At 34.7% G+C, this 26,077-nt stretch carries 30 protein-coding genes; all 30 read right to left on the bottom strand.

Annotation, left to right across the window (positions count from 1 at the left end):
• Positions 1-5 precede the first annotated feature (5 nt).
• The gene (spoIIIAD, locus tag GX308_02280) at positions 6-392 is read right to left on the bottom strand and encodes a stage III sporulation protein AD (GenBank protein ID NLK20921.1); all 387 of its coding nucleotides are present in this window, start codon (positions 390-392) and stop codon (positions 6-8) included.
• A gap of 11 nt (positions 393-403) precedes the next feature.
• Entirely contained in the window at positions 404-598 is a 195-nt protein-coding gene (gene spoIIIAC / locus GX308_02275; GenBank protein NLK20920.1) for a stage III sporulation protein AC, read from the bottom strand.
• Positions 599-614: 16 nt separating this feature from the next.
• Positions 615-1,136 (bottom strand): hypothetical protein, encoded by a 522-nt coding sequence (locus tag GX308_02270; GenBank protein NLK20919.1) that lies wholly within the window; start codon positions 1,134-1,136, stop codon positions 615-617.
• A 2-nt stretch (positions 1,137-1,138) separates the two neighbouring features.
• The gene (gene spoIIIAA / locus GX308_02265; GenBank protein NLK20918.1) at positions 1,139-2,104 is read right to left on the bottom strand and encodes a stage III sporulation protein AA; all 966 of its coding nucleotides are present in this window, start codon (positions 2,102-2,104) and stop codon (positions 1,139-1,141) included.
• A gap of 138 nt (positions 2,105-2,242) precedes the next feature.
• The gene (locus tag GX308_02260) at positions 2,243-2,575 is read right to left on the bottom strand and encodes a hypothetical protein (GenBank protein NLK20917.1); all 333 of its coding nucleotides are present in this window, start codon (positions 2,573-2,575) and stop codon (positions 2,243-2,245) included.
• Positions 2,576-2,617: 42 nt separating this feature from the next.
• On the bottom strand, positions 2,618-3,175 hold the full coding sequence (efp, locus tag GX308_02255; GenBank protein NLK20916.1) for an elongation factor P: 558 nt from the start codon (positions 3,173-3,175) through the stop codon (positions 2,618-2,620).
• A gap of 110 nt (positions 3,176-3,285) precedes the next feature.
• Entirely contained in the window at positions 3,286-4,353 is a 1,068-nt protein-coding gene (locus GX308_02250) for an aminopeptidase P family protein (GenBank protein ID NLK20915.1), read from the bottom strand.
• 22 nt (positions 4,354-4,375) lie between these two features.
• The gene (gene aroQ / locus GX308_02245; protein ID NLK20914.1) at positions 4,376-4,816 is read right to left on the bottom strand and encodes a type II 3-dehydroquinate dehydratase; all 441 of its coding nucleotides are present in this window, start codon (positions 4,814-4,816) and stop codon (positions 4,376-4,378) included.
• Positions 4,785-5,333, bottom strand: a complete 549-nt coding sequence (locus tag GX308_02240) for a shikimate kinase (protein NLK20913.1) — start codon at positions 5,331-5,333, stop codon at positions 4,785-4,787. Before GX308_02240 ends, aroQ begins: the two co-directional genes overlap by 32 nt.
• Entirely contained in the window at positions 5,326-5,601 is a 276-nt protein-coding gene (locus GX308_02235) for a late competence development ComFB family protein (GenBank protein ID NLK20912.1), read from the bottom strand. The genes GX308_02240 and GX308_02235 overlap by 8 nt, the downstream gene beginning before the upstream one ends.
• A 30-nt stretch (positions 5,602-5,631) precedes the next feature.
• Positions 5,632-6,081 (bottom strand): type II secretion system protein, encoded by a 450-nt coding sequence (locus GX308_02230; protein NLK20911.1) that lies wholly within the window; start codon positions 6,079-6,081, stop codon positions 5,632-5,634.
• 32 nt (positions 6,082-6,113) lie between these two features.
• Complete coding sequence (gene aroE, locus GX308_02225) at positions 6,114-6,986, bottom strand: shikimate dehydrogenase (protein NLK20910.1); 873 nt, start codon at positions 6,984-6,986, stop codon at positions 6,114-6,116.
• A 2-nt stretch (positions 6,987-6,988) separates the two neighbouring features.
• Complete coding sequence (locus GX308_02220; protein NLK20909.1) at positions 6,989-7,492, bottom strand: YqeG family HAD IIIA-type phosphatase; 504 nt, start codon at positions 7,490-7,492, stop codon at positions 6,989-6,991.
• Positions 7,493-7,527: 35 nt separating this feature from the next.
• A complete protein-coding gene (locus GX308_02215) occupies positions 7,528-8,832 on the bottom strand; it encodes a hypothetical protein (protein ID NLK20908.1) in 1,305 nt (434 codons plus the stop codon).
• 17 nt (positions 8,833-8,849) lie between these two features.
• Positions 8,850-11,543 carry a hypothetical protein gene (locus GX308_02210; GenBank protein NLK20907.1) on the bottom strand — a complete coding sequence of 898 codons (2,694 nt, stop codon included), beginning with the start codon at positions 11,541-11,543 and terminating at the stop codon, positions 8,850-8,852.
• 17 nt (positions 11,544-11,560) lie between these two features.
• Positions 11,561-12,595: a hypothetical protein gene (locus GX308_02205; protein NLK20906.1), complete on the bottom strand. Its 1,035-nt coding sequence runs from the start codon at positions 12,593-12,595 to the stop codon at positions 11,561-11,563.
• Positions 12,596-12,619: 24 nt separating this feature from the next.
• Positions 12,620-13,861 (bottom strand): hypothetical protein, encoded by a 1,242-nt coding sequence (locus tag GX308_02200; protein ID NLK20905.1) that lies wholly within the window; start codon positions 13,859-13,861, stop codon positions 12,620-12,622.
• Complete coding sequence (locus tag GX308_02195) at positions 13,839-14,444, bottom strand: hypothetical protein (GenBank protein ID NLK20904.1); 606 nt, start codon at positions 14,442-14,444, stop codon at positions 13,839-13,841. Before GX308_02195 ends, GX308_02200 begins: the two co-directional genes overlap by 23 nt.
• Before the next feature lie 15 nt (positions 14,445-14,459).
• Positions 14,460-15,536 carry a type IV pilus assembly protein PilM gene (pilM, locus tag GX308_02190; protein NLK20903.1) on the bottom strand — a complete coding sequence of 359 codons (1,077 nt, stop codon included), beginning with the start codon at positions 15,534-15,536 and terminating at the stop codon, positions 14,460-14,462.
• Positions 15,537-15,579: 43 nt separating this feature from the next.
• Positions 15,580-16,131, bottom strand: coding sequence for a prepilin-type N-terminal cleavage/methylation domain-containing protein (locus tag GX308_02185; protein NLK20902.1), 552 nt, complete (start codon positions 16,129-16,131; stop codon positions 15,580-15,582).
• 16 nt (positions 16,132-16,147) lie between these two features.
• Positions 16,148-16,711, bottom strand: coding sequence for a type II secretion system protein (locus GX308_02180; GenBank protein ID NLK20901.1), 564 nt, complete (start codon positions 16,709-16,711; stop codon positions 16,148-16,150).
• A gap of 34 nt (positions 16,712-16,745) precedes the next feature.
• On the bottom strand, positions 16,746-17,498 hold the full coding sequence (locus tag GX308_02175) for a prepilin peptidase (GenBank protein NLK20900.1): 753 nt from the start codon (positions 17,496-17,498) through the stop codon (positions 16,746-16,748).
• Between the two features lie 68 nt (positions 17,499-17,566).
• The gene (locus GX308_02170; GenBank protein NLK20899.1) at positions 17,567-18,010 is read right to left on the bottom strand and encodes a prepilin-type N-terminal cleavage/methylation domain-containing protein; all 444 of its coding nucleotides are present in this window, start codon (positions 18,008-18,010) and stop codon (positions 17,567-17,569) included.
• Between the two features lie 119 nt (positions 18,011-18,129).
• Positions 18,130-19,338, bottom strand: a complete 1,209-nt coding sequence (locus tag GX308_02165; GenBank protein NLK20898.1) for a type II secretion system F family protein — start codon at positions 19,336-19,338, stop codon at positions 18,130-18,132.
• Positions 19,339-19,350: 12 nt separating this feature from the next.
• Complete coding sequence (locus tag GX308_02160; GenBank protein ID NLK20897.1) at positions 19,351-20,412, bottom strand: type IV pilus twitching motility protein PilT; 1,062 nt, start codon at positions 20,410-20,412, stop codon at positions 19,351-19,353.
• A 10-nt stretch (positions 20,413-20,422) separates the two neighbouring features.
• A complete protein-coding gene (gene tadA / locus GX308_02155; GenBank protein ID NLK20896.1) occupies positions 20,423-22,117 on the bottom strand; it encodes a Flp pilus assembly complex ATPase component TadA in 1,695 nt (564 codons plus the stop codon).
• Between the two features lie 345 nt (positions 22,118-22,462).
• On the bottom strand, positions 22,463-23,107 hold the full coding sequence (gene sigK / locus GX308_02150) for an RNA polymerase sporulation sigma factor SigK (protein ID NLK20895.1): 645 nt from the start codon (positions 23,105-23,107) through the stop codon (positions 22,463-22,465).
• Positions 23,108-23,205: 98 nt separating this feature from the next.
• A complete protein-coding gene (locus GX308_02145) occupies positions 23,206-24,450 on the bottom strand; it encodes a U32 family peptidase (protein ID NLK20894.1) in 1,245 nt (414 codons plus the stop codon).
• 1 nt (position 24,451) lies between these two features.
• On the bottom strand, positions 24,452-25,123 hold the full coding sequence (locus GX308_02140) for an O-methyltransferase (protein ID NLK20893.1): 672 nt from the start codon (positions 25,121-25,123) through the stop codon (positions 24,452-24,454).
• Positions 25,124-25,185: 62 nt separating this feature from the next.
• Positions 25,186-26,077: endolytic transglycosylase MltG (mltG, locus tag GX308_02135; protein ID NLK20892.1), on the bottom strand; the 892-nt coding region annotated here is incomplete at its 5' end.

The following is a 26,077-nucleotide window of genomic DNA, read 5'->3' as shown; positions in this document are numbered from 1 at the left end:
AACTCCTATGGAATTATTCCTGCTATTATATCTATTAGGGCAAGCATAACCGGGGCGGAAATTGTAACAATAAGTACTTTTCCTGCAAATTCTATTTTTGAGGCAATGGAGGATTCCCCTGCATCTTTGCAAAGCTGGGCTCCAAACTCAGACATATAGGAAATCCCCAGTATCTTAAAAACAATACCAATATATATTAAATCCACATCTATCTTCTCGCTCATTTTTTTAACCAGTTCCAAGACCACCCCTAGTTTCTGAGCAATGGCAAAAAAGATTATGATTCCCCCTGCAATCCTTATATACATTCTCCATTCATCATGATGTCCCCTAAACATAAGCGATAAAATAACCGATATTATCCCGATAATTACAATTTGGCTCATTTCCATAACAACATCCCCTATAGCTGGAACAAGGTTTGTACTGTTTTAAATAAATCACTTATATGCTGAATAATCCAAAATAATACCACTATAAGCCCTGCTAGAGTTGTAAGCATTGCCTGTTCTTCCCTCCCCGAACGGGTAAGAACTTGATTCAATACAGAAACCAAAATTCCAACGGCAGCAATTTTGAATACTATCGTAATATCCATACCCTTCCCCCCCTACCTAATACAATAATATAGCAATTAATAATCCACCTAAAATTCCTAAACTCTTGTACAATCTTCCGTTCTTTTGATGATGTATTTCTAACTTTTTCATTTCATCCCCTAGATATAAAAGAATTAATTCTATATTGTTTTTCTGCATTTCTTTATCTAAATAACCTAGGGCATCTCCTAAGGAGAGTAATATGTTCTTATCCGATTTTGTAAGATATGTATTATTGATATTAAATTCTATGGCATCTTCCCAAAGCTTTTTGGCACTACATCCTATTTTATTTTTCATACTTTCCCCTGTATGAGCAAAAATTTCACCTATCCTTGGATCTATTAAACTAGAAACCTGTTCCATAGCCAGAGGAAGGGGAGTAATCATATAATCTATTTCCCCCCTTAGGAAAATCAATGCCTTCTTAATTGCTTGCAAGTCCATCATCCGATAGACTTCTAATCTATCAAGGAAAAATCCTATGAAGGCTGTTCCGGATACAAGACATATTGATCCTATTAACTTTATAATCATATTCAGGTCCTCTCCCCCCATAGTGGGTTAGTATTGATAGCATCTATAACCTCTTCTATAGTTCCCGGACCTTTCTTATGACTTAATAATATTATTCTTTCAAATATCTTTTTTTCAATTAGTTCTTTTAAAACGGGTTTTCTTTGAATATCTAATAGGGAACTGCCATGCACCGTACAAATAAGTTTAACTCCTGCATTCATCACATCTTCTATGGCATAAATATCTTCTATTTTACCGATTTCATCTACTGCAATAACTTCTGGGGACATGGAACGAAGGAGCATTCTCATCCCTTCCGTCTTTGGACAGCAATCTAATATATCTGTCCTAATGCCTACATCGTTTTGGGCTACCCCCAGATAAGACCCGCCTATCTCCGACCTTTCATCCACCACTCCTATTGTAATTCCCGGAAATTTATTGGGTATTCCATTGCTTAGCTGACGAATTAGATCCCTAAGAATGGTCGTCTTGCCACATTTAGGTGGGGAAATAATCAAGGTATGGTAAATGCTTTTTTTATCAATTAAGAAGGGAATCACTTTATTCGAACATCCAATAATTTCGTGAGAAATTCTTATATTCATTCCCCCTATATATCTAATGGTTTTTATCTGACCTTTATCCATAACCACTTTACCGGCAACCCCTACCCGATGCCCCCCTTGAAGGGTGATATAACCATTTTTTATCTCCTCTTCAAAGGCATAGAGAGAATAGTCACTCATCATTTGAAGGGTATCTACTAAATCTTTTTGGGTGACCCTAAAGGCTTGTTCAATATTTTTTGTGAAGTTCCCATCGTTTTTCATAAATATAGCCCTAGAATCCCCTACGATAATTATTGGTTGATTAACCCTAAGCCGTATTTCTTGCAACCTTTCAAATTCATCTTCTGGTAGCTTGTGAAAGAGATTTTTTATTCTAGCACCTAAGGCTGATAAAATAATTTCCTTTGTTTTCATTGGTATCCCCTTTCAAAATTTATAAAATAAAAGTATTTCCATATTCTTTATAAGTTTATGAAAGGATGTCCACGATTATGACAAATAAAAAGAGGATCCTAAAGACTAAACAGTCTTTAGGATCCTCTTTTTATTTGGTTATTCAAGGTCCTCATCGAAATCAATTGCAACCTTAATAGGTTTGTTGCATTCTGGACAAAGGACCTGCTCTTTACTTTCAATCGCAGCCTCTTCGATATCAATTAATTCTCCACAATTCGGACATTGATATCGGTAGTCATCGGAGTAGTTAATATCATACTCCTCGTACAATTCCTCCGCAATATCCTGTACATCCTCAATGGAATATGCCATATCTTCTAAAATGTCAATCATAACAGTAAGCAATCGATTCTGTTTACTTGAAGTATCTAATTCCAGCCCATCAGCTAATCCCCTTAGGTATGAAACCCTTTCACTTAATGTTTTCATGGCAAGTCCTCCTTATTTACAGCATCTCCATTATAGCATTAACTAAACTCTTCCAAGATATTCACCGGTACGGGTGTCTATTTTAATTTTTGAACCGATTTCTATAAATAGGGGTACATATACCGTTGCCCCTGTTTCTACAATGGCAGGTTTGGTTGCCCCTGTTGCTGTATCTCCTTTGAATCCCGGTTCTGTTTCTGTTATTTCCAATTCTACAAATAAAGGTGGCTCTACACCGAATACTACTCCTTTATGAGAGAGGATTTTTATCATTTCATTTTCCTTTACGAATTCTAGGGAATCCCCCAGTTGATCTTTTTCTAAGGCAATTTGATCATAGGACTCAACGTCCATGAAATGATATAATTCACCATCATTGTATAAATATTGCATATCTTTTCTTTCAATATGAGCCCTTGGAACCTTTTCAGTTGGACGGAAAGTTTTTTCTGTCACTCCACCGGATTTTAAATTTCTTAATTTAGTTCTTACAAAAGCCGCACCTTTTCCTGGTTTTACATGTTGAAACTCAATAACTACATAAAGTTCACCTTCAAATTCAATGGTCAAACCATTTCTAAAATCTCCCGCTGAAATCATCATCTTCCTCCTTATAATGTTACTAAAGAATTCGTAATATATCTTGTATAGTGTAAACTAAAATACGACTTTTTTCAATTATTTTTATGGATTCTAATTTTTATTTTATATTATATTTCTATGAGTTCTTTATGGGATATGGTAAGGTTGTCTATTCCATCCTCTGTAATTACCACTAAATCTTCGATACGCACTCCACCAAAGCCAGGAATATATATCCCCGGTTCTACGGTGACTATCATTCCAGGGTAGAATTTAGCCTCTTCATTTATGGAAAGTCTTGGGTTTTCGTGTACTTCCATTCCAACACAATGGCCAAGTCCATGACCAAAATATTCCCCGTATCCCCTGCTTTTTATATATTCTCTTGCAATCTTATCCATTTCTTTGCCGGTCTTTAAGGGCTTAATCCCTTCTAGGGCCAGTTTTTGCGCTGTTAAAACCGTATTGTAGATTTCCTTATGTTTATCTGTAGCTTTCCCAATAACCACTGTCCTAGTCATATCGCAACAATAGCCTTTATAAATGCACCCAAAATCCATTACAAGAAAGTCCCCATTTTCTAGCTTTTTATCCGTAGGTACCGCATGGGGAATGGATGAAAAAGCCCCGGAAGCTACAATGGTAGCAAAGGATAAGTCAGAAGCTCCATTCTTTTTCATAAAATATTCTAATTCTAAGGCAATATCCCTTTCAACTGCCCCAATCCTTAAATACGAAAGGATGTGACTAAAGGCTTTGTCTGCTATATGAGCTGCCTGTCTTATAGCGCTTATTTCTGTTTCATCCTTTATCATTCTTAAACTTTCTATCAAATGATAGGTAGGTTTCATGGCAGCGGTTAAGGACTTGGTATACTCTACATACTCCTTATACGAAATGGTATGGGCTTCAAAACCTAAAAAATTTATATTTTCTTTCTTAATTAAATCATTGATTTCTTTATAAAATCCATGGGTGGTGTGGTTTATAATTTTAAAATTGGGGGCTTGCTTTTTGGCTTGTTCTATATATCTAAAATCTGTAAGCAGTACAGAGGACTCTTTAGATATATACAAAACTCCTGCGGAGCCGCTAAATCCGCTTAAATATCTTCTGTTAACTGGATTTTGAATTAAAATTCCATCCAGCCCAAACTCTATTATGCTTTCTCTTATTTTTTGCACTCTTTCATTCATGAAAACTCTCCTTAGATGTCTATTATTTATTAAGTTTCTCCCAAAGGCTATGGATTCCAAGAACATAACTGTTAATGCCAAAACCTGCAATTTGACCAATGCATGCTGCAGCAGTAACGGATTGGTGGCGAAAGTCTTCTCTTTGGTGGATATTAGAAAGATGTACTTCTACCGTAGGAATTTGAATCGATGCTATGGCATCCCTAAGAGCATAGCTATAATGGGTGTATGCACCGGGATTAATAACAATACCATCAACCTTATCAAAATATGCCTGCTGCAATCTATCAATAAGGGCACCTTCCGAATTTGATTGGAAGGTTTCTATAAGAAATCCCTTTTCTTTTGCAGTCTTATCCAATACCTTATTTAAAAATTCGAAGGTTAACTCTCCGTAAACCCCCTTTTCTCGAATACCCAAAAAGTTTATATTAGGTCCATGAATCACAAGAATTTTTTTCATATTTATCCTCCCCTATATGCCTTAAAATAGTAGTTACAATATCCTGTATCAATTGATGATTAACATTTACTATAATATCAGCATACCTTTCATATAAGGGTTTTCTTTCATTTAGTAAAGCATTGATGGTTTCTAGTTTATCTTTTGTATTTAAAAGTGGCCTTGTGGTATCACCTTTTAAATTTTGAAAAATATGAGAAGGAGAAGCATTTAAGTAAACGATTATTCCATTAGCCCTAAGATTAGAGATATTATTGAAATTTTTTATGATTCCTCCCCCAGTGGCAATAACCTGATTTTTCCCCTGGGCAATTTCAGATATTATTTCTTCTTCTATTTGTCTAAAACTATTTTCCCCGTATTTTTCAAAAAAACTCGATATAGAAATTCCTATCTTTTTTTCGATTAGAAAATCCGTGTCTACAAATTCGGATTGGATTTTTTGTGAAATAAGTTTTCCTATGGTTGATTTGCCACAACCCATAAAGCCCATTAGTACAATATTAGACTTATTCATCCTGGGAATGTAGGGGATTTCTTTTCACTAAAATCGCCGCTTTTATTATAGCCGCTAAGACATCTACATCGAATTGTTGCTCTAGGGTATTTAGCTTAGTGTAAAGCCTTCCTTTAGGGGTAACGATATAATGGGGTTTTAGCGAATTAAGGGCAATCGCAGCGACATCCATTCTGCATTTTTCACAGTCACAGACCTGAACATCTTTAATTACTCCATTTAGTTGCGAAAATACTAAGTCCTCCATGTAATTTTTGATTTCTAACAAAGAAATCCCTCCTCATATTTTTCTTTATAATTATCTTTTTTCTATGGCATATATTTTTACCCTGCCTGTTCCCGGTACCACTGTAAGCTTCAACTTAAAGTTCTTAGACTGCAAATAAATAGTGCCGCTAGAACCAGAGGTTCCCCGGGTTGTAAATTGTATTTTATTAGGGGTATTAAATACCATCTGTCCGATTTCAATATTGTCACTTAAGTTTATTTTTTTATCAAGGGGCTTAAATATTTCATGGCCTACAATATAAACATTCTGCTCCTTAAAAAATTTAACATAATGTCTTTTTGATTCCTTAATTGATTTATTTTGAGCATATATTATAGTCATTTTGAGTTCCGATGCGGCTTTTTTAAGTTCTGCCCTTTCAAGTATGCTAAAGGAGGGTAATATTATGGCAGTAAGAAATGAAATAATACTTACAGCAATAATAAGCTCCATAAGAGTGAATCCATTTTCCTTTTTCAAAAAGTTCCTTCCTTCCTCAGGAAAGCAGAATACTAGGGGTTTAACTTATCTTTTAATATTGCAAATAAACTTTCTAGTTTATCTTTTGGGATACTTATTTCATTCCAAATCTCGTAAGCCCTGATAGCCTGATAAAAAAGCATTCCAAAACCATTCATAGTCCTACATCCTGCATCTCTTGCCTTTTTAATAAATATAGTTTCCCAAGGGTTATAAATCAAGTCTACTGCTGCACTGATTCTTTTAAAAAACTCATCCTTATATATGGGGGATTCTTCTTGATTGGGGTACATACCTACGGATGTGGTTTGAATACATACATCTGCTTCTATTTGGTTATTTGCAGTTTCTAGGGATACCATTTGGGCTGGTACATCATAAAAGGATAAAACCCCTTCAATCAATTCTTCGCAACGACTTAAAGTTCGGTTGGTCAATATCAGTTTTTTAGGGTTCTCTTTTGCAGCCATCATAGCTGCAGCTCTTGCAGCTCCTCCTGCCCCGATAATAAGAACTTTTTTATCTTTTATTGTGATTCCCTCTTCTATTAAGGAAAGAAGAAGACCTTCTGCATCTGTATTATACCCGATATACCCCCCCTCACTTCTTTTTAAGGTATTGACTGCTCCTATTTGATTTCCATAGCCCTCAACTTCAAGAAGGTGGGGGATTATTTTTTCTTTGTGGGGGATGGTTACATTTAATCCCTGAATACCCAATTCATAAGAACCATTTAAGGCTTCCTTAAGACCATTTGTGGAAACATCAAAGGGTACATAGATTAAATCATGGTTAAGAATCTTAGCTAGGCTATTATGAATAGAGGGAGATAGGGTGTGGGCAATAGGATGACCCATTAAGCCATATACTTTTGTTTTTCCATTTACTGTATCAATTAAATTCATGGTTATTTCCCTCTTTGCCCTTCGTATATTCTAATGATAGAACGTTCTAATCCACGTTTAAGCTTTGTAATCCATTCGTCCCTTTCACTAACGGGGGCAACTAAGATTGTCATAAGCCCTGCTCTATTTCCTCCCCACACATCTGTGAAGACTTGGTCTCCAATAACCACTGTATTGTCCTTATTAGTTTTCATTAATTCCATTGCCTTTTTAAAGCTTTTGCTCCTAGGTTTTGAAGCCTTATGGATGGCACAAAGTTTTAATTCTTCATTGAATTTTATAACCCTTTCCTTTGTATTATTGGATACCAGACAAATTTTAAACCCATCTTCTTTTAATTCTTCAAAAAAACGGATTAATTTTTGATTAGGATGGGCTACGTCAAAAGGAACTAGAGTATTATCTATATCAAAAATTAATCCTCTTATTTTATTTTTTTTAAGCTCCATAATATTTAAATCAAATATGGATCTTATATAATCTTTAGGAAATAGCTGTCTAAGCATGATGCACCTCTAAGCATAATTCATTGTAGTATTTTTTATTCTTCGTTCGTAATTTCTTCTACTGCTTCTGATTCTCCTGATTCTTCTGATTCATTTTCTGTTTCATCAAATGAAGGGTTCATAGAAATATATTGAATCCTTGTGATTTTTGTGTTGAATTCTTCATCATGTTCTAAGGTGATATAATACCTATATTTTAAGTTAGAAGCATTATAATCTGATAGTTTAGCAGCTGCAAGAAAATCAACAATATAAACCTTCGTCTTTTTGGAGGTTTCTGTATGAACATTTATGTCTATCCCTTCCTTAGACATATTAATAGAAATAATATCATCCTTTGTAGGAAGGATTGTATTTGGAAATTGACTTTGATAATTCTTTTCATCAACTAAGAGATAATTTTCAATGCCTAAATCATAGACCATAGCCTTATAAGTATCTACATCGGCATCAAAGGCGTACTGATAATATTGATAAGCATCTTTATCCTGATTCATAAATGTATAAAGGAAATCCCTTATTAATAAATCATCGGATAATGGAGCACTCTCTAAATAGTTTATCCTTTTAAGGAAATCATTATTAATAATATTTCTTCTGTTTTCTTCCGGAACTGATACTTCACCTTTTTCCTTTAGGGTAAAAAGGGATATTTCTTCTATATTGTTCTTATGTATTTCTAAAACATAGGAGCATCTTACTTTAATTTCATCTTTATCCGAGTCTTCGATTGCTGCCTTTTCATTCTTTTTTGTGAAATATCTTGTTTTTTTGTCGCTTTCGAACAACTCATTAAATTTCTTTTCTGTGATAACTTCAGCCTTTACATCCACATCCACTTCAATGGTTAAATCTCTATCCTCTTCTTTTATAATTTTATAGTGGACATCTTTTACATCCGTATATCCAATAATCACATTACCATTGACTTTAACAAATCGTGGAAAGTGAACATCTGTTTTAAAGAATGGCTTTTGTAAGTTTTTTTCCAGTCCTTCTGTCATAAAACCTTCTAGGAGTTTAAGACTGTTATCCGTATAATCTTCATATGACTCCACATAGGCATCGTTTATATTAACAGGATAGGCATTAAGGGCTATAATTCCTTCCTCGTTGGCACTGTAGTATTGCCTAAAAAACCTTAATAATTCTTCCCCCAGTATATCTATTTCCTCTTCATTTTCCTCGATATCCTTATCCTCTTCATTCGTATTATCTTTTCCTTCTTTATCTATTAAAGTGTTTACTTCTTTAGTAGAAGTGTTTATAAGACTGCAACCTGTTAATAAAATCCCTATTAGTATGAAGCATATTAATAGTTTTAGTGGAAACTTTTTCAATGGTATCACTCCATTTCCTAATCTATTTTCTTAAGAGTTTTAAGTTCAAAACGAATGCCTTTATATATCTGTGTATCCGTAACATCTATCACCGAATCAGGACTTATTACCAGCTTTTGTATGTTTTCTATGTCAATACTGGGAACCCCTAGGATATCTCTAATATCGGTTTTTGTTTTATAATTTGTTAATCCAAGATAATCTAATATAGCCCTTTTTATATGACGCTCTTTGCATCTGATATCAAAAAGTACATCAGGGTCATGGTAGATTTCTAAATCATTTTTAATTAGAATCCCTGCATAATCCCCCATAGCTAAATTTTCGGTATAAATCTTTTTTGGTTTATTATCTACTGGATCTATTGGGATTCTTCCTTTTGAAATAATCATCCCAGTGAATTTCTTTACGGGGTTACCTCCACTGCCATCAAATACCACCCCACCATTAGAAATAATCATTCCGTAGAATTCTTTTTTACTTGCTTCGCTAGAATAAAGGGTTATCTTTCCTTTTCCCTTATCTATAATAATTGTTTTTACCGGATTGTTGTTGTCATAGAATTCCTTTATATCGATTTTCTTATTTTCATTTTCTGCTGTATTGCAAATGTATACAGGGGTATCTTTTTCCCAGGCTTTGTCCGTACCATCCTCATTTAAAAGTGCAATTTTATCGGATACTACATCATAAATAATGTCACCTTTAAAATCCATATTATTAATTTCTACATTTCCTGAGACATCTATATTTATATCCTTATAAAAAATATCTCTTTTAAGGAACATATATCCTTGAATTCCCCGATAATATTTTGCCGAAGAGTAAATCCCCGAATTTATATACTGTCTATTAAATGGATTGCCCCTATCTAGATACCCAGAAGCATCATATATAATATCTGCTATTGTTTGGGTATCGTTATCTGGGATATTTGATTCCCATGCTTTTCCACTGCCCTTTAATGAACTTATTGCTTTTAAATTATCTTTAGTTATTGAATTACTGGCAAAGTCTCCTTTGTAAAATAGACTAAGAACTTCATTTTGTTCATTAAACTGTGAATGATTATTAATAATACCATCAATGGCTGGGTCAACAGTAAAGGCAGTAATCCCAGCTGGGTTACCTTCATACATCTTTTCATTACTACTTCCTTTATCTGTTACACTTACCCTATAAGGGGCATAAAAATAATTCGCAATATCAATTATAACTTTCCTCGGATTAATTAATATACTTCTTGTATCCAGATAAGTAGCATCTCCACTTGCATTACCTATGCCCGGGGTATACCCTGCTAAATCGCCGACCTGCTCAAAGGGCTCCCCTATGCTTTCATAAAGGGCGTGGAAGTTCTCACCATTATCAAAGCTAATCCATGCATTCCCATGTATAAAGGCATGCTGACCAATTTCTATTTTTGAATCAGAGCCTGTTGCATATATCCCACTGGATTTATTGGGATTATCTCCAGTATCAATATCCTTATCCGTTATTCCATAGACACTGCCCCCTATATTGATGGTACTATCCTTTACATAACGATCAATGGCTATGTCATTATCAATGTAAGCATCCCCGCTGATATCTATATTTTGGCCTGTTACCCTATCGGTCAAGTTAATATTATTTTCCTTAGGGATACCACCATCTAAATGACGATATGGATAATCATCCTCTATAGATATGGAATCTGCAATTACATCTCCATTAACAGTGATTTTATTAGTCGCAGTCTCCGATGACTTTTTTATAGTATGAAGATTTGAAAGGGTGACTACATCTCCATTTACCTCCAATTCCCCTCCATGGGTTACATAAACCCCACCATATTCCTCTAATTCGGGGTAGGCAGTCATTCCTTTTTCCCCTTTTGATGGGGGAGTATATCCTTTTACCCTTATACTTCCATCCTTTATTTTAACTGTACTCCCATTGGTAACAACCAAATCCCCAAATGTAAGTATAGGGGTTTTAAATGTATTGGGTACAAACTCTTTCCATTTATATTCCTCTAAGAGGATTTCTTCATGATCGATAAGTTCAGAAAGGGAAACGGTTCCCTCTAGTTTTATCTCGGACAATAAATCCCCCGTGGGATGATAAAGGGTAGCAGTAGAGTTTACCCTAAATTCATAGGGTGGCGTATCAGATATAGTAACCAACTTTACTTTTACATTTGCCTTATTCTTCTCATCCTTAATATCATATTCAAAATCAATGGCTGCAGTAACTCCATCGATTTCAGCTTGTATTTTTTCGAAAACCGCTTTTTTAAAATAGTATTCATACAATTTATCTTCCTCAGGGGAAATCCCATGATTATCGACTAGATGATATATCCCTTCATGGGGCTTTGAGCCATCAGCTTCTTGGTTATATATTAAATTCTTATATGCATCGGTATTAGATACATCCGTAATCCCTAAGGCGTCATCTTTTGCTTTTTCTGAAGCTTCCTTCATTAATTCAATCATATCGCTTAATACTATCTTATTGATATTATCCACCAATTTTTCTGCCCCTGATTCTGCCAAATAATAAAGGTTAGATGTCCTTTTATATGCCTGACTTACCTCGTGATGGGAAAAAGATACCGCCATGACTGCTCCGCCTATAAGCATCATGCATAATACAAGAAGTATTACTAGTATCATGGCATTTCCTCTTTCGGATTTATAAAGCTTTCTTAAGAATTGCTCCATCATTCTAACCTCCCTTACTATTAATATGTGGCAATCCTATAATCATGGGCATATATATCTATCATTTCTTTAAGCACCTTAGAACTTCTTCTATCCTTAACTCTTATTCCTATTATATAACTTCCCTGGGGAACTACCTTAGTTTTTCTTTCTATAAAAATATCCCCTAAATCATCAACATTGTCTTGTATGGGGAAAACCTCTATTTGTTTATCCAAATCAGCTGATAATCGATAAATGGATAATAGGACATTGGCCTTAGATTTGTTTTCTAGCCTTACCCGTAATTTATCAGAAGCTAGATCCGAATCTGCCTTGGTAGCATCAAGATTTAGGGTAATAATATCTGAAGTTGCTAAGGGTGTTGAGCCTGGATTATCCGTCACTAATATTTCATACCTTCGTGGAGCCTCATACTTGATTGTAATATGATCTGTATCACTTGGTTCTTCCCAGTATCCACCGCTATATCCAAAATCCATGGTATCTACTACAGAAGTTGCCCCTGGTAGAGATGTAGCAAAATAAACCTGATAATCGGTAGCTAAAAGGGTTAACTCCGTAGCCAATGACGGAGGGGCGGGCAAATCAGTTATGGTTCCATCATTATTGATATGGATAAATTTATACACTTCATCAAGATCTTGAAAAAGTTTATATTTATCGGTGCTTCCGTCGATTTTCTTAATATATACTTCATAATCATATTTTCGTAAACTGACATCTGATTTTTCCCCAAATTCTGCCTCAAAATCGCTGGGATTAGCATATCCTAAGAAAGAATATAGCTGCTCCACATCTTCTATGTTTGTTGCAAGGGGTGTTTCATTCATTAACTTTCTTTCTATTTCCTTTTTTACTTCTTCATTAAGGTTTTGCGCCATAATTACTGCCTCGTAATACTGCTTTCCCGAAATTGTGGTTTTAGCAGCATTGAATATCATGGAAAGAATGGGCACAATACAAATAGCTAGTATGGATATGGCAATTAAAACCTCAATATATGAAAATCCTTCTTCCTTTTCTATATAAACGAATTGATTCTTTCTATTCATATAATTATCCCCTTAAAAATCTCATTAATGAACTCCTACTGCTATATTTCCCTTAGTTTCTCCTGGGTTTATTAAGGTTCCATCGGAAGAATAAATAAATATTTTTTCAGTAAAGTTACCTTTTATATCTACATTAAGGAGTTTTCCAGTATTGTTTGTAATATAAATGCTGCTACTTAATTCCTGGTTATTCCTAATTGCCATAACAGTCGAATCTATTATGAGTCTACATTGTTCTAAAGGCATTTCCTTTTGGTAGAATTTTTCCTCTTGATCTTTAGCTCTTATACCATATGAATACCCCGTAGGATTTAATGTTAGATTAAAGGTCACAGGCTTTTCTGTCCTTGTTTGTACTATGGTATAATCTCCTAATTCTCCAGGACCTACGATATAAAAATTATCTCCAGAGGCATAGGCATCTTTTATAGCAATTTTAAAATCTTTTATAGTCGGATTAGAAGTGGTCCTATCATCTTCGGTGTCCTTTTGGGGATTATCTTTTGATATCCCATCATTTAAGTGATTTATTAATTTTTCCATCTGTTCCTCTGCAGATTCTATATTCTTAAATGGGTTATCATATTTATATTCATATTCCATAAAGTTGTAATTTAGTATATCACCCTCTTGTTTATCCATGCCTGATAATGCATAAGTACTTAGTTCTACTTTAGCAGAGATATATTCACCGTTCTTCTTGTTAAAAACATCGTATAACTCTTCTTCTACATCATCTTTAGGGGATATTTCAACCTTATCGATATTAAAAGGTTTTATGGTTGATTTAATTTCCTCTAGGAAGACCTTGAAATTTTCATATTGACCTATGATTTCTAATTTAATACCAATTTTATAATACTTTTGACTATTAATTTCCTCTGATTCCTTATCTTTATTGTTTTTTATGCTTTGTTCTACTGGTTCGCTAAACTCCAACTTTTCTAAATACAAATTATTGAGTTTTACATAATCATTAAGCAAAATCATTTTTTTGGGTGTTTCTTTAAATGGGATTAACTTCATTTCCGATTGATTAATATTAATGCCTATCTGGGCTATTTCTTCTCTTATGTCGTCAACCTTTTCTAATTCTGCATCTTTTAATTTGATTTCCTGATTAGCAGCCTGAATATCCTCATCTAATTGCTTAATCTGGGTTAGTTGATCGGATAAAAGAAATCTGTAATAAAGGGTTGTGCTACCTACAATAAGGATAACCACAAGGATTACAATCTCCCACCTACTTATCTTGAGAAACTTCATTACGATCCAGCCCCCCATCCTGCTCTTTTATGTCCAAATTTAATTCATATTTAACAACCATAATTTCATTACTACTATCTTTTAATTTTATGGTTTCTGAAGTGTATTTCATGCTTACATTATTTACAAAAGACAAATTGTTAATCTGTACCACATACCCTGCTACATCTTCTACCCTTAATGCGGTTCCGTCTAATTTTATGGATTTACCATCATCATTTGCATTAAGGTTCCCTATATGCATTCCTGGAGGAAGAAGGCCAATTAGAGCATCTAAAGTCGTTCTACTTATAATGGAGTTTCTTTCCACTTCATTGATAAGATTTTCTATGGAATCCTTTTCCTGATTTTTGTCATTTAACTCTTGTTTTACCTCGTTAATAATTTCATATTTAGCATCATTTTTTCTAGCATTTAGCTCTGCTAAAGTTTTTTGTCTTTCTTTAATCATATTATAAGGCGTCATAATACCTATAATCAAAAATACAATTAAAACAGCTCCTAGCCCAAGTAAGAGCATACTTAACTTTTTTCTCCTTGCTATTAAGGCATACTCCCTGGGCATTAAATTAATATCTCTCAAGCTTCTCCCCCCAATCTACTTACGATTAATCAATCCTATGGCATTAACCAAGTATAGAAAATCATCTTCTATTTCTTTTCTATCTTTTATAGCTTTTACATTTATATTTTCTAGTATTTCACCTTTTTTCGTAGTTATATTAAATACCTTTCCAATGTACTTATCAAGGTTTTTCAAATAGGACCCCCCACCTACTAAGTAAATTGTTTTTATCCTTCTTGCATTACTTCTAGAATAATAGAATTCTAAAAAGCGACTTATTTCTTGGATTAGGTTATTATCTATGGCAGGTTTGATGATATTACTTATAAGGTTGCCATATAAATCTGCTGAACCACCGGATTCTGCAGTATGGATAGCAGCATATTTCATTTTGAACATTTCAATTTGTTCATAATCTTCTTCGCCAAATTCATTTACTATAATTTGGTTTAACTCATCAAAGCCATACAAAATCGTACGACTAAACAATATATTGGTTTCCGATAAAATAGTGGCAGTAGTGGTCTGCCCCCCTATATCCAATATCATAATGGAAAAGGGTTCCTCAATTTCACTAGCCATGGATTTGTATCCATATAGTTTTGAAATGGCATTAGAGGCAATATCAATATATTTTGCTCTTAGTTTTAATCTGTTCATTAATTCTAAGGAAGTGGCAATCATATTATTAGGTGCAGCCACCAAAAGGACATTTAATTGTTTTCCTTCTTCTGTTTCCATTTCATTTAATATCTTAAAATCTGTTTGATAATCCGATACGTCTATTGGAAAGTATTCGTCCTTTTGGAAATCTAGGATATTCCTTAATTCTTTTTCCTCCATATAGGGCATTACCACATCCCTAGTTATAATGGATGTTCCTTGAACGATAATTGCTGCATTTTGCTCGGTAATCTTTTTCTTTTTCAAAAGCTCAGAAATGGAATAATAAACGGCATCCATATCTACAATAAATCCATCCCTTACAGCCCCCAAGGGAGTAGGCTGAATGCCATAATTAAGTAGGTTTAATATTTTACCCTTCCTTGTGCCTTGAACTACCTTCATGTTATTGTTCCCAATCTCAATCCCCAATAAAGATTGTCCCATATTGATACACCCCTTATTTAAGTAATTTATTCTGTTAATACATTTAATAGGTTACTAATATATTTGATTTGTATTTAACTGAAACTTCCCCCTTAATATCATATAGTATATCTGTGCCTAATATATTAGCAGGTTTTTTTGTTTTAATATGTATAATTAAATTTTTATCATAAACTCCATCTAGGTTGCTGTCAAAGTCATCTGGAGAAAAGCCCAATTCTTCGATATCGTCAACTAATACAATGCTATTATATTTTATTTGACCCTTTGCCCTATCAAATTCAAATTCGACATCGGGAGAAGAAGAACCAATAATATAATCTCCATCCCCATCTATATCAAGACTTAAGGGGCCTTCGGGATATTTGATTTTTATATTTTCTGCCCTTCTTATTTCTTCCACCATAAAGTCCAGAGCAACCCGGGCATTTTCCACGGTTTCTATCTGTAGCTGTGTTCTTTCGGAATTTCTGGTTGCGTGGTCTAAGATACTCCAAAGCCCAAGGGAAAGTATGCTAAAAAGAGCTAGGCCAATTAGAAGTTCTATCATTGTAAAGCCTTTATCCCCATTACAAATATTTCTAATGCTTAACATATACCCACCTACTTTATTAATCGGTAACCAATGTCCTAGCGGTTAATGGTTCCACATGAACTTCCTTATAAAACTTATCTGATTTAAGTATGATTTTTATTTTCTTGTCTGACCCTATAAGGACTGGGTTCTCACCTATGCTATCATCATGATACCATAATCTAATTTTTCCTCTTTCAGTGAACTGGATTTCTTTAATCAATTTTTCACTGGCTCCATCGCTAAAAATCGGTCTTATCAATATCGCATCATCTAAATCAGGAGGCATCTCATCTAACTGATTTCCTATTAGCTCATAAGCCTTATAATATTCATCCGTCCCCGTGGGGTATTGAAATACTATCCTATACCCATATTTGTTTGTAATCGGATCCCTACCATTATTGTGGGTCTGAGCAAAAAAACGGACTTTACTGATATCCATTGATATTTGGGAAGCTACATTTTTAAGGCGGCTTCTATGGACTATTCCCGATGTAGGAATCACAATGCTCCCTATGATTGACATAAGGGCCAATGCTATGATTACTTCTATAAGGGTAAAGCCTGTATTATTAATATATCTTGTATATTTTTTCATATTACCCTCCATCCACCACCTAGGTTAAAAATGATTATAGAGATAAATACCAATTTAAAATAAACTCTCCCCAATATAATGTGATAAAAGTTCCTAGTACTAAAAAAGGTCCAAAGGGAATGGTTGCTTTTCTACTTTTTACCTTAGTTAATAAAAGTAAAACTCCTGCAATCCCCCCTGCAATAATTCCAAAAAAAAGAGTTACTATGACTCCTTTATATCCTAGGAATAGTCCCACAACTCCCATTAACTTCATATCCCCCGCTCCCATACCCCCACGAGAAATAAGAATAATCAAAAATATAATCAAGCTCCCTGTAAAAAATCCCAAAATCCCATCTTTAATACCTATCCACGAATAAGAAGTAAAAGCCATTATAATAATATAAATAATTCCTAATATTAATCCAAAAATAATAGTGGCATTGGGTATGGTTTCTGTTTTTATATCAATCATTGCAATAACAAGTAATAAGGAACCAAACAAAGCATAAAAAATAAAATAAACACTTAAACCAAATTTAATAAATAAGGATAGATAAAGCAACCCATTTACTAACTCAATGATTGGGTATTGAATACTGATTTTGCTGCGACAATATCTGCATTTGCCCCTTAGAAATACAAAGCTTAACACTGGAAACAAATCCAAAACCCCAAGGGAATGATTGCAATGGAAACAATGGGATGGGGGGAAAGCTATGGATTGTTTATTAGGAATCCTAAAAATACATACATTTAGGAAACTACCGATGATTAGACCTAAAATAAATATAAGAATATACATGTTCTTTATCCTTTCATTGTTTGAAAGCCTTATCAGATACAAATGTATCTGATAAGGATAAATAGATTTTACCAGCTTCCAGTTGCAAAGAATTCTTTATCACCTGTAGCCAATCCATTAACTGCATCATTTACATCGGCACTTGGAGTATCTTTAGCAATCCAAGCTCTCCCTGTAGAGTCATCATATTTAAATGCGAGTCCCTTTGTTTGAGGTTGTGGTGATTTGTCTAGATAATGTTCATCTACTAACACTTTAAATCCTGCTGTTCCTATAGTGGTAAAGGTACTTGTATCTTTTCCTACTGGATAGGACCCCTTTTCTGCATTGTATAAGGCTAGTTGTCTATTAACTTCCCTTATGGAAGCAAGATCTGCCTTAACCTTTGATTTTGTTGTTACTTTAGCAAAGTTTGGTGCTAGGATAGCCCCGATAATCGCAATTATCGCAATTACTATGATTAATTCAATCATCGTGAAGCCTTTTTGATCTTTAAATAGTTTTTTTAACATATTTACATCTTCCCCCTTATTTTTAACTTTTTTAGAATTACAATTAATACTGCCCATTGTTTTCACCTCCTTTACTTAATATATATATATATATAAATAAATATATATATGCTGTGGAATTAGATTTGAGTCGCCAGGCTAAACATTGGCATTACAATAGCTAACATGATAAATCCTACCATTACCCCCATAACTATGGTAATGATGGGAGATATCATAGTGGTCATCTGATCAATAGCCACTTCTACTTCTCCTTCATAAAAATCTGCAGTTTTATCCATTATAGTATCTAATGAACCGGATTCTTCACCAATATGAACCATACTAATTAACATAACAGGAAATAAACTAGATTCCCTAAGAGAGATAGCAATGCTTCCTCCCTGTTTAATATCCTCTATACATTTTTCAAGGACCTCCATGGCTATGGTGTTTTGCACAACCTTTTTGATGACCTCCATGGTTTGTATAATAGGAATCCCTGCCTTCATTAATGTACTAAGGGTTCTACAAAAATTTGCAGTGATAATTTTTTTATTAAGGTTTCCAAATGCCGGTGCATTTAAGGCATATTTATCTAATTGGTATCTAACCTTATCAATCTTTTTTAGACGATTATAGGTTATAACTACTAAGGCTATGATTCCAAACAATATGTACCATTTACTTCTCATAAAATCACTCATGGCTATAAGGGCCAGGGTAACTCCGGGAAGTTCTGCACTTGCCTCCTGGAACATCGAAACAAAGCTTGGAACTACAAACATCAAAAGTCCTGTAACAACTACTATCATTAAGACTACTACGATGACGGGATAGGTCAATGCCTTTTTTACCTGCCTTTGGGTTTTCATTTGTTTTTCAAAATGAATTGCCATTTGGTTCATAGCCGAGTCAAGGTTACCGCTGACCTCCCCTGCCTCCACCATATTAATAAGCAAAAGAGGGAATTCAGGATGTTCCTTCATGGATTCTGAAAGACTTCGACCCTTTTGGACCTCATCATTGATATCTTGTATTATTTCCCTTAATGTGGCATTATCTACCTGCTTTCTCATGATATCCAAGGTACCCCCTATGGAGATACCAGCATCAAGCATAACCGCAAATTGCCTACAAAATATTGCTATTTCCTGCATTTTTACCTTAGGTTTGAACATGGGAAGCTTGGATAAGTCTGTATTTAAGGCGGTTTTTTGTTTGATTTCTATTGGTATTAATTTTCTTCCTACTAAGGTACTTCTAATTTCCGCCTCTGAATCAAAATCCCCTTCTCCCGTTATTAATTTGCCTTTTATATCTCTTGCCTTATATGAATAAATTGGCATAATACATCCTCCTTATCCTATTCCTAAAAGTCTTCGAATAGTTTCCTGGTCTTGAGCACAGGTTAAGGCATCCTGTCTTTCAATTTTTCCTTGCTTATATAGATTTGCCAAATCCATATCCATGGAATGCATTCCATGGATATTACCTGTTTGAATCATAGAATGTATCTGATGGCTTTTTCCTTCTCGGATTAAATTAGAAATTGCAGGAGTAGTTACCATGATTTCCGTAGCGGCAATCCTTCCCTTCCCATCCCTGGTTTTAAGAAGCTGCTGGGATATAACCCCTCTTAATACATTCGCCAATTGAATTCTAATTTGCTCTTGCTGTTCCGTCGGGAATACGTCAATGACTCTATCTACAGTTTGGGCAGCCCCTATGGTATGAAGGGTGGACAAAACAAGGTGGCCGGTTTCTGCAGCCGTAATGGCAATGGCTATGGTTTCCAAATCCCTCATTTCCCCAACTAGAATAACGTCGGGGTCTTCCCGAAGTGCAGACCTAAGAGCTGCACTGTAAGACTTCGTATCCGGTCCTATTTCTCTTTGATTCACAATGCTTTGTTTATGCTTATGAAGATACTCTATAGGATCTTCTAGGGTAAGTATATGGCATGCCCTTTCATTGTTTATCTTATCAATCATTGCAGCTAGGGTTGTAGACTTCCCGCTTCCTGTAGGTCCCGTCACTAATACAAGTCCCCTGGCATGCTTTGATAAATCCCCAATAACTGCAGGCATTTTCAATTCTTCTAGACTAGGGATATCAATGGCTACAGTTCTTAAGGCAGCTGCACAGGTACCTCTTTGTCTATAGACATTTACCCTAAAACGCCCAATTTTAGGTACGGCGTAAGAAAAGTCCAGTTCTCCTTCTCTATGGAAAATCTCTTTTCTTTTTGAGTTTTTTAGAAGCTGCATTACTACTTCTTCGGTATCAGTCGGGGAAAGCTTTGGCATATCAATAGGAACCAATTTACCATTGATACGAAAAATCGGCGGTACTCCAACCGTAATATGTATATCCGACGCATTAGACTGAGAGCCAAATGTAAGTAATTTGTCAATATCCATTTACTTCCTCCTAATCTTGACCGTAAGCAACTCTTAGAAGTTCCTCAACAGTGGTTTTTCCTTCTAGTACATTTCTTTTGGCATTATCCCAAAGGGTATGCATCCCATTCCTCATAGCGGCCTCTTTTAGTTCTGCAGCATTTGCTCCTTTTGCAATAAGTTCCCTAAGTTCCGGATTAAGTTCCATGACCTCATGAATAGCCATCCTACCTTTATACCCTGTCTTATTACAGACCTGGCATCCATTGCCCTTATATACTACTGTTTGTTTGGGCACATTCATAATCTCAGCTTCTTCTTCTGTAAGGGAAACTGCCGTTCTGCAATTTTTACATATGCGCCTAACTAGCCTCTGCGCTATAATACCCTGTACAGCAGTGGCTACCATAAAGGGTTCTATGCCCATATCCATCATACGGGTTATAGAGCTTGGGGCGTCGTTGGTATGCAAGGTACTAAGAACTAAATGCCCTGTAATAGCTGCCCTAACTGCTATATTACAGGTTTCGTTATCCCTCATTTCCCCTATCATAACGATATCGGGGTCTTGACGAAGGATTGCCCTTAGGGCACTGGCAAAAGTTAATCCTGCCTTTACATTTACATGAACCTGATTGACCCCATCAATCATATTCTCTACCGGATCCTCTACCGTAATGATATTTACATTGGGCTTATTTAACTCCCTTAGGGCTGTTGCTAGGGTTGTAGACTTACCACTACCGGTAGGACCTGTAAGCAATATAATACCATGGGGATTTTTAAGCAAACTCACAAATCGGTCTAGGTCATCTGAACAAAATCCTAGTTGCTCTTTTCTAAGCTGCATTCCTGTTCTATAAATCAAACGTATAACAACCTTTTCGCCGTAAATAGTTGGAAGAACGTTTACCCTTAGGTCTAATTGGTTATTTTCGAGGGTAACCCCTATCCGTCCATCTTGGGGAAGTCTTTTTTCAGCAATATTCATTTTCCCTAGAATCTTTATCCTAGTAACCATTGCATTTAAAGTAGATAACTCGGTTCTTAATATTTCTTGTAATTGACCGTCCACCCTTAATCTAACTCTTACATAATCCTCAAAGGGTTCTATATGTATATCGCTGGCATTTCTTCTTATTGCCTGTTCAATAAAGCTATTAACTAATTTTACTGCAGGAGAATTTAAAACATCTTCTTCGTCTTCTACACTGTCATCCATAGTGGCCTGTTTTTTGATTTTATCCTGCATTTGTTTTTGGAATTCTGCTGCTATGCTGGCAGTCTTGCTTGCCCCATACATTCTATCTATCGCCTGTTTGACATCAGGAAGACTAGCAATAACGGGCATAACTTCCATCTTAGTGGTGATTTTTATATCATCTAGGGCAAAAACATTCAAAGGATCGCTCATCGCCACTACTATCCTGTTGTTTTCAATTTGAATAGGAATTAGCATATGTCTTTTTGCCAGGCTCTCATTGATCATAGCAGTAACTTTAGGGTCAATAACATACTTTGTTAAATCCACATGTGGAATACCCAATTGGAATTCTAGAACTTCCACTATGTTTTGTTCAGTTACCCAACCCTTTTCTACTAATATTTCTCCAATCTTTTTTCCGGTCTGCGCCTGTTCCCTTAATGCTTCTTTTAATTGTTCTGCCGTCAGCATATCTGCTTCAACTAGCAAATCTCCCAATTTTCTCTTCTCTACCCTTTTCATTTTATACCCCTCTATAGTATGTTCGTTTAAATTATGTATTCATTATAGCAATCTTCTAATTTTATGTAAATAAATTTATACAATGTTTTCAAAAACTCTATTGTTTTTGGTAAATCTTATCTTATTTCTATGTATTTTGTACAAGGGTAATTTTAAACACAGGCTATGTTGCTTAAGCACCCCCATTAATGTGGACTGTTATTTAATAATATAAGTCTTTTTTATATAATAGCACTAAATATTATAAATGTAAATAATTATATACTCTCCTAAGATTACCCTTTGAGAAATCTTGTAAAATAAAAGTGTTGATAAATTCATCAACACTTTTATTTTACAAGTTCTTCACTTAACTTTTTTATTGCTTTTTTTTTCTATCCTAGATACATAGGAACGGGATATTCCCAGTATGTCTGCAATTTCTCTTTGGGTTTTTTCATTACCATTTTCTAATCCATATCTCATCTTAATAACATCTTTTTCCCTTCTTTTTAATACGGTTGTCATTTTTTCATATAACTTTTTTAATTTTATCTTAAAATCCACCTGATCCAATACGGATTCTGTATCATTGTATAAAATATCTATTAATGCTATTTCATTTCCTTCCTTATCTATACCTATGGGGGCTTGTAGGGATATTTCATTTCTTTGTTTTTTACTTGAACGGATGCTCATTAAAATTTCATTTTCAATGCATCTTGCGGCATAGGTTGCCAGCCGGGTTCCTTTGTCAATGTCATAGGAAGATATTGCCTTAATCAGCCCTATGGTTCCGATTGAAATTAGATCATCCATATCCTTATTGATATTGGTGTATTTCTTTACAATATGAGCAACTAATCGTAAGTTCCTTTCAATTAAAACATTCTTTGCAATACAATCTCCTTCCTTGTACTGTTCAAGATAATATTTTTCCTCCTCTTGGGTAAGAGGCTGTGGAAAGGATGAACTACCTGTAAAATATGAAAAAGAAAATACAAATTGCAATAATCCTAAGAACAAAAAACACACCTCCGCTAAAAGGTTCTTTTTTATTGTATGAATCCTTTTGCTTAGATGTGCCTGTCTTTCATAATATTTAATTTTTATATTTCTTTTTCGGAATCTTCTTTTCTTATTAATATATTCTTTTCAACTGGTTGTGATACTTTTAATCTAACTATTTGCTTTGGATGGGGTGCTGATTGTATTTCATTTCCCTCCTCATCTAACAGGGTTTCTATTTTTTGTTTAAAAGAGGAACCCTTAAAGGGGATAAACTCAATTTCTTCTCCTACCGAAAATTTTGTTCTTTGCTCTATCGTAACAAGTTTTGAGTCTTCATCATAATCTGTAACTGTCCCTGCAAAGCTATATCCCCTGAGGTAAGTATTATGGGTATATATTTGTTCAGTGCCCAGTGGCCTACTAAAGTAAAACCCCTTGGTGTAATCCCTATGGCTGAACTTTGATACTTCTTCTAAATAATAGGCCCTTTTTGATGTATATAAATTGGGGTCCTTAAAATAATCATCCATTGCTTCCCTATAAATTTTCACGACTGAACCCACATAAAATGCAGTTTTCATTCTTCCTTCTATTTTAAAACTGTCAATACCTGCCTTTATTAAGTCAGGAATATGGTCAATCATACATAAATCCTTAGAATTATATATATAGGTTCCTCTTTCATTTTCTTCTACGGGCATATACTCTTCTGGCCTTGTTTCTTCTACCAAATGATATCTCCAACGACAGGATTGGGCACAATCCCCTTTGTTTGCATCCCTATCGGCCATATAGTTACTAAGAAGACATCTTCCCGAATAAGATATACACATTGCCCCATGGACAAAAGCTTCGATACTTAGGGTCAAAGGCGCATGACTTCTTATTTCTGCTATTTCCTTTAGGGATAATTCCCTTGCCACAACTACCCTTTCAACTCCTTGTTTATGCCAAAACAATACAGATTGATAGTTTGTATTATTAGCTTGGGTGCTTATATGGATTGGCATATTAGGAATTGTTTGTTTTGCTATGCTAAAAATTCCAGGATCCGCAACTATAAGAGCATCCACCCCCATAGCCTCTAATTCCTTAAAATAATCTTCAAGACCTGATAAGTCCTGGTTATGTGCAATAATATTAGCTGTTACATATACATTTACATTGTTTTTATGGGCATACTTAATACCTTCTGCCATTTTTTCCATTGAAAAGTTTTTAGCCTTTGCCCTTAGGCCATACTGGTTGCCTCCTATATAAACTGCATCGGCACCATAGGAAATAGCTGTTTTAAGTATATCTAAATTTCCTGCCGGAGCAAGAAGTTCAGGTTTTTTTTGTATCTCAAACATGGATTTCTTCCTTTCTAGTTTTCTTATAGCATAATGCTACTCCATCTCCCATAGGAAGTACACAGGAATTCAAATCATTATTATGCATTATTTCCCATAAAAAATTGCGCATTCTTTTGTGTATTGTTCTTTGTCTCCTTGGAATATCATATCTAGACTTAGCTATGTTTCCTTTATGTAATACATTATCCGCAATGATTATTCCATCATCTTTTAATAGTCTTATGCAATGGGGAAGAAATATGTTATATTGGCCCTTGGCAGCATCCATAAATATCACATCAAAGGTAGCTTTAAGTGTAGGTAAAACTTCCTGGGCATCCCCTTCAATAAGATTAATTGTTTCTTCAAGACCTGCCATTTTTATGTTCTCCCTAGCAGCCCTTTGCATAATATCATATCTTTCTATAGTAGTTATTTTTCCCTGAGGTTTTAAATAATTACTCATTAAAATTGATGAATATCCCACAGCCGTCCCTATCTCTAATATGTTTTCGGGTTTCTTAACAGATAATAAAAATGAAATCAATTGTGCAACTTCTTTTTGAACTATAGGTAAATTAGTTTCCTTAGCTTCTCTTTCTATTTTTCCCAATATTCCTAAGTCCTTAGGAATTATTTCTCTAATAAATTCATTAATATAATCGTAATTTATTTCACTCATTTTCGTCCACCTTTTATAATTTATAAAGACGAAAGAGTTTTCTTTCGTCTTTATTGTTTCTCCTAGAATTTTTGGTTATACTTTTGTTTAGCCGCATTATGTTCATCCCCAGTTTCTGTAAACACATGCTCCCCCGTCTCCTCATCCATTAATACAAAATAGTAATAATCATGTTTTTCTGGATAGAGGGCAGCTTTAATGGATGCCTCCCCTGGATTACATATGGGGCCTACAGGAATACCATCATATAAATAGGTATTGTATGGCGATTCTATTTCCAAGTCTTTGTAAAGAAGACGATCTTTTCGTTTTCCTAAAGCATACATCACTGTAGAACACATCTGCAAATTCATATCTATGTTTAGACGGTTGTATATTACACCAGCTATTTTAGGGCGTTCTTCATCCCTTTTTGCTTCTTGTTCTATTATGGAAGCAATGATAATGACCTCATCCATAGTATATCCTAGTTCTTCTGCTCTATTATAATACTCTGGTTTCACAATTTCGTCAAACCTGTTAAGCATTTTGCTTATGATCTCAGAAGGCTCACTATCTTTTCTAATTTCATAGGTATCTGGAAACAAATAACCTTCAAGAAAATTACTTCTCTCTGGGATTTGTGATAAAAATTCATAATCGTATTTTGTCTCCTTAATAGCCTTCATAAAATCATCTTTCTTTGCTATCTCTTTTTCTTCTAGAGTCTGGGCTATCTTTTCTATGGTGTATCCTTCGGGGATTGTAAATTTTATTCCTTCTGCCTTGACACCTACAGAAGTCAAAATTTCCATAATTTCTTCCTCAGACATATTTGTAGACAAAGCAAACTTACCTTCCTTAAATTTCCCATCATATTTAAAGTATTTACTCTTGAACCTAAAAATGAGTTCATTTGTAATCAACTCTTTTTCTTTTAGGACTTTTGCAATATCCATTGTAGAAGAGCCTTTT

The organism is Candidatus Epulonipiscium sp., from assembly GCA_012519205.1.
GTDB lineage: Bacteria > Bacillota > Clostridia > Lachnospirales > Defluviitaleaceae > JAAYQR01.
The sequence above is the reverse complement of the archived record's forward strand: the minus strand, read 5'-3'. Positions and strand labels throughout refer to the sequence as shown.

Excerpts from the sequence above, each read along its gene's own strand:
- spoIIIAD (NLK20921.1), bottom strand. The coding sequence starts at position 392 with ATGGAAATGAGCCAAATTGTAATTATCGGGATAATATCGGTTATTTTA.
- spoIIIAC (NLK20920.1), bottom strand. The coding sequence starts at position 598 with ATGGATATTACGATAGTATTCAAAATTGCTGCCGTTGGAATTTTGGTT.
- GX308_02270 (NLK20919.1), bottom strand. The coding sequence starts at position 1,136 with ATGATTATAAAGTTAATAGGATCAATATGTCTTGTATCCGGAACAGCC.
- spoIIIAA (NLK20918.1), bottom strand. The coding sequence starts at position 2,104 with ATGAAAACAAAGGAAATTATTTTATCAGCCTTAGGTGCTAGAATAAAA.
- GX308_02260 (NLK20917.1), bottom strand. The coding sequence starts at position 2,575 with ATGAAAACATTAAGTGAAAGGGTTTCATACCTAAGGGGATTAGCTGAT.
- efp (NLK20916.1), bottom strand. The coding sequence starts at position 3,175 with ATGATTTCAGCGGGAGATTTTAGAAATGGTTTGACCATTGAATTTGAA.
- GX308_02250 (NLK20915.1), bottom strand. The coding sequence starts at position 4,353 with ATGAATGAAAGAGTGCAAAAAATAAGAGAAAGCATAATAGAGTTTGGG.
- aroQ (NLK20914.1), bottom strand. The coding sequence starts at position 4,816 with ATGAAAAAAATTCTTGTGATTCATGGACCTAATATAAACTTTTTGGGT.
- GX308_02240 (NLK20913.1), bottom strand. The coding sequence starts at position 5,333 with ATGAATAAGTCTAATATTGTACTAATGGGCTTTATGGGTTGTGGCAAA.
- aroE (NLK20910.1), bottom strand. The coding sequence starts at position 6,986 with ATGAATTTAATTGATACAGTAAATGGAAAAACAAAAGTATATGGCTTA.
- GX308_02220 (NLK20909.1), bottom strand. The coding sequence starts at position 7,492 with ATGCTTAGACAGCTATTTCCTAAAGATTATATAAGATCCATATTTGAT.
- GX308_02210 (NLK20907.1), bottom strand. The coding sequence starts at position 11,543 with ATGATGGAGCAATTCTTAAGAAAGCTTTATAAATCCGAAAGAGGAAAT.
- GX308_02205 (NLK20906.1), bottom strand. The coding sequence starts at position 12,595 with ATGAATAGAAAGAATCAATTCGTTTATATAGAAAAGGAAGAAGGATTT.
- GX308_02200 (NLK20905.1), bottom strand. The coding sequence starts at position 13,861 with ATGAAGTTTCTCAAGATAAGTAGGTGGGAGATTGTAATCCTTGTGGTT.
- pilM (NLK20903.1), bottom strand. The coding sequence starts at position 15,536 with ATGGGACAATCTTTATTGGGGATTGAGATTGGGAACAATAACATGAAG.
- GX308_02185 (NLK20902.1), bottom strand. The coding sequence starts at position 16,131 with ATGTTAAGCATTAGAAATATTTGTAATGGGGATAAAGGCTTTACAATG.
- GX308_02180 (NLK20901.1), bottom strand. The coding sequence starts at position 16,711 with ATGAAAAAATATACAAGATATATTAATAATACAGGCTTTACCCTTATA.
- GX308_02175 (NLK20900.1), bottom strand. The coding sequence starts at position 17,498 with ATGTATATTCTTATATTTATTTTAGGTCTAATCATCGGTAGTTTCCTA.
- GX308_02170 (NLK20899.1), bottom strand. The coding sequence starts at position 18,010 with ATGTTAAAAAAACTATTTAAAGATCAAAAAGGCTTCACGATGATTGAA.
- GX308_02165 (NLK20898.1), bottom strand. The coding sequence starts at position 19,338 with ATGCCAATTTATTCATATAAGGCAAGAGATATAAAAGGCAAATTAATA.
- GX308_02160 (NLK20897.1), bottom strand. The coding sequence starts at position 20,412 with ATGGATATTGACAAATTACTTACATTTGGCTCTCAGTCTAATGCGTCG.
- tadA (NLK20896.1), bottom strand. The coding sequence starts at position 22,117 with ATGAAAAGGGTAGAGAAGAGAAAATTGGGAGATTTGCTAGTTGAAGCA.
- GX308_02140 (NLK20893.1), bottom strand. The coding sequence starts at position 25,123 with ATGAGTGAAATAAATTACGATTATATTAATGAATTTATTAGAGAAATA.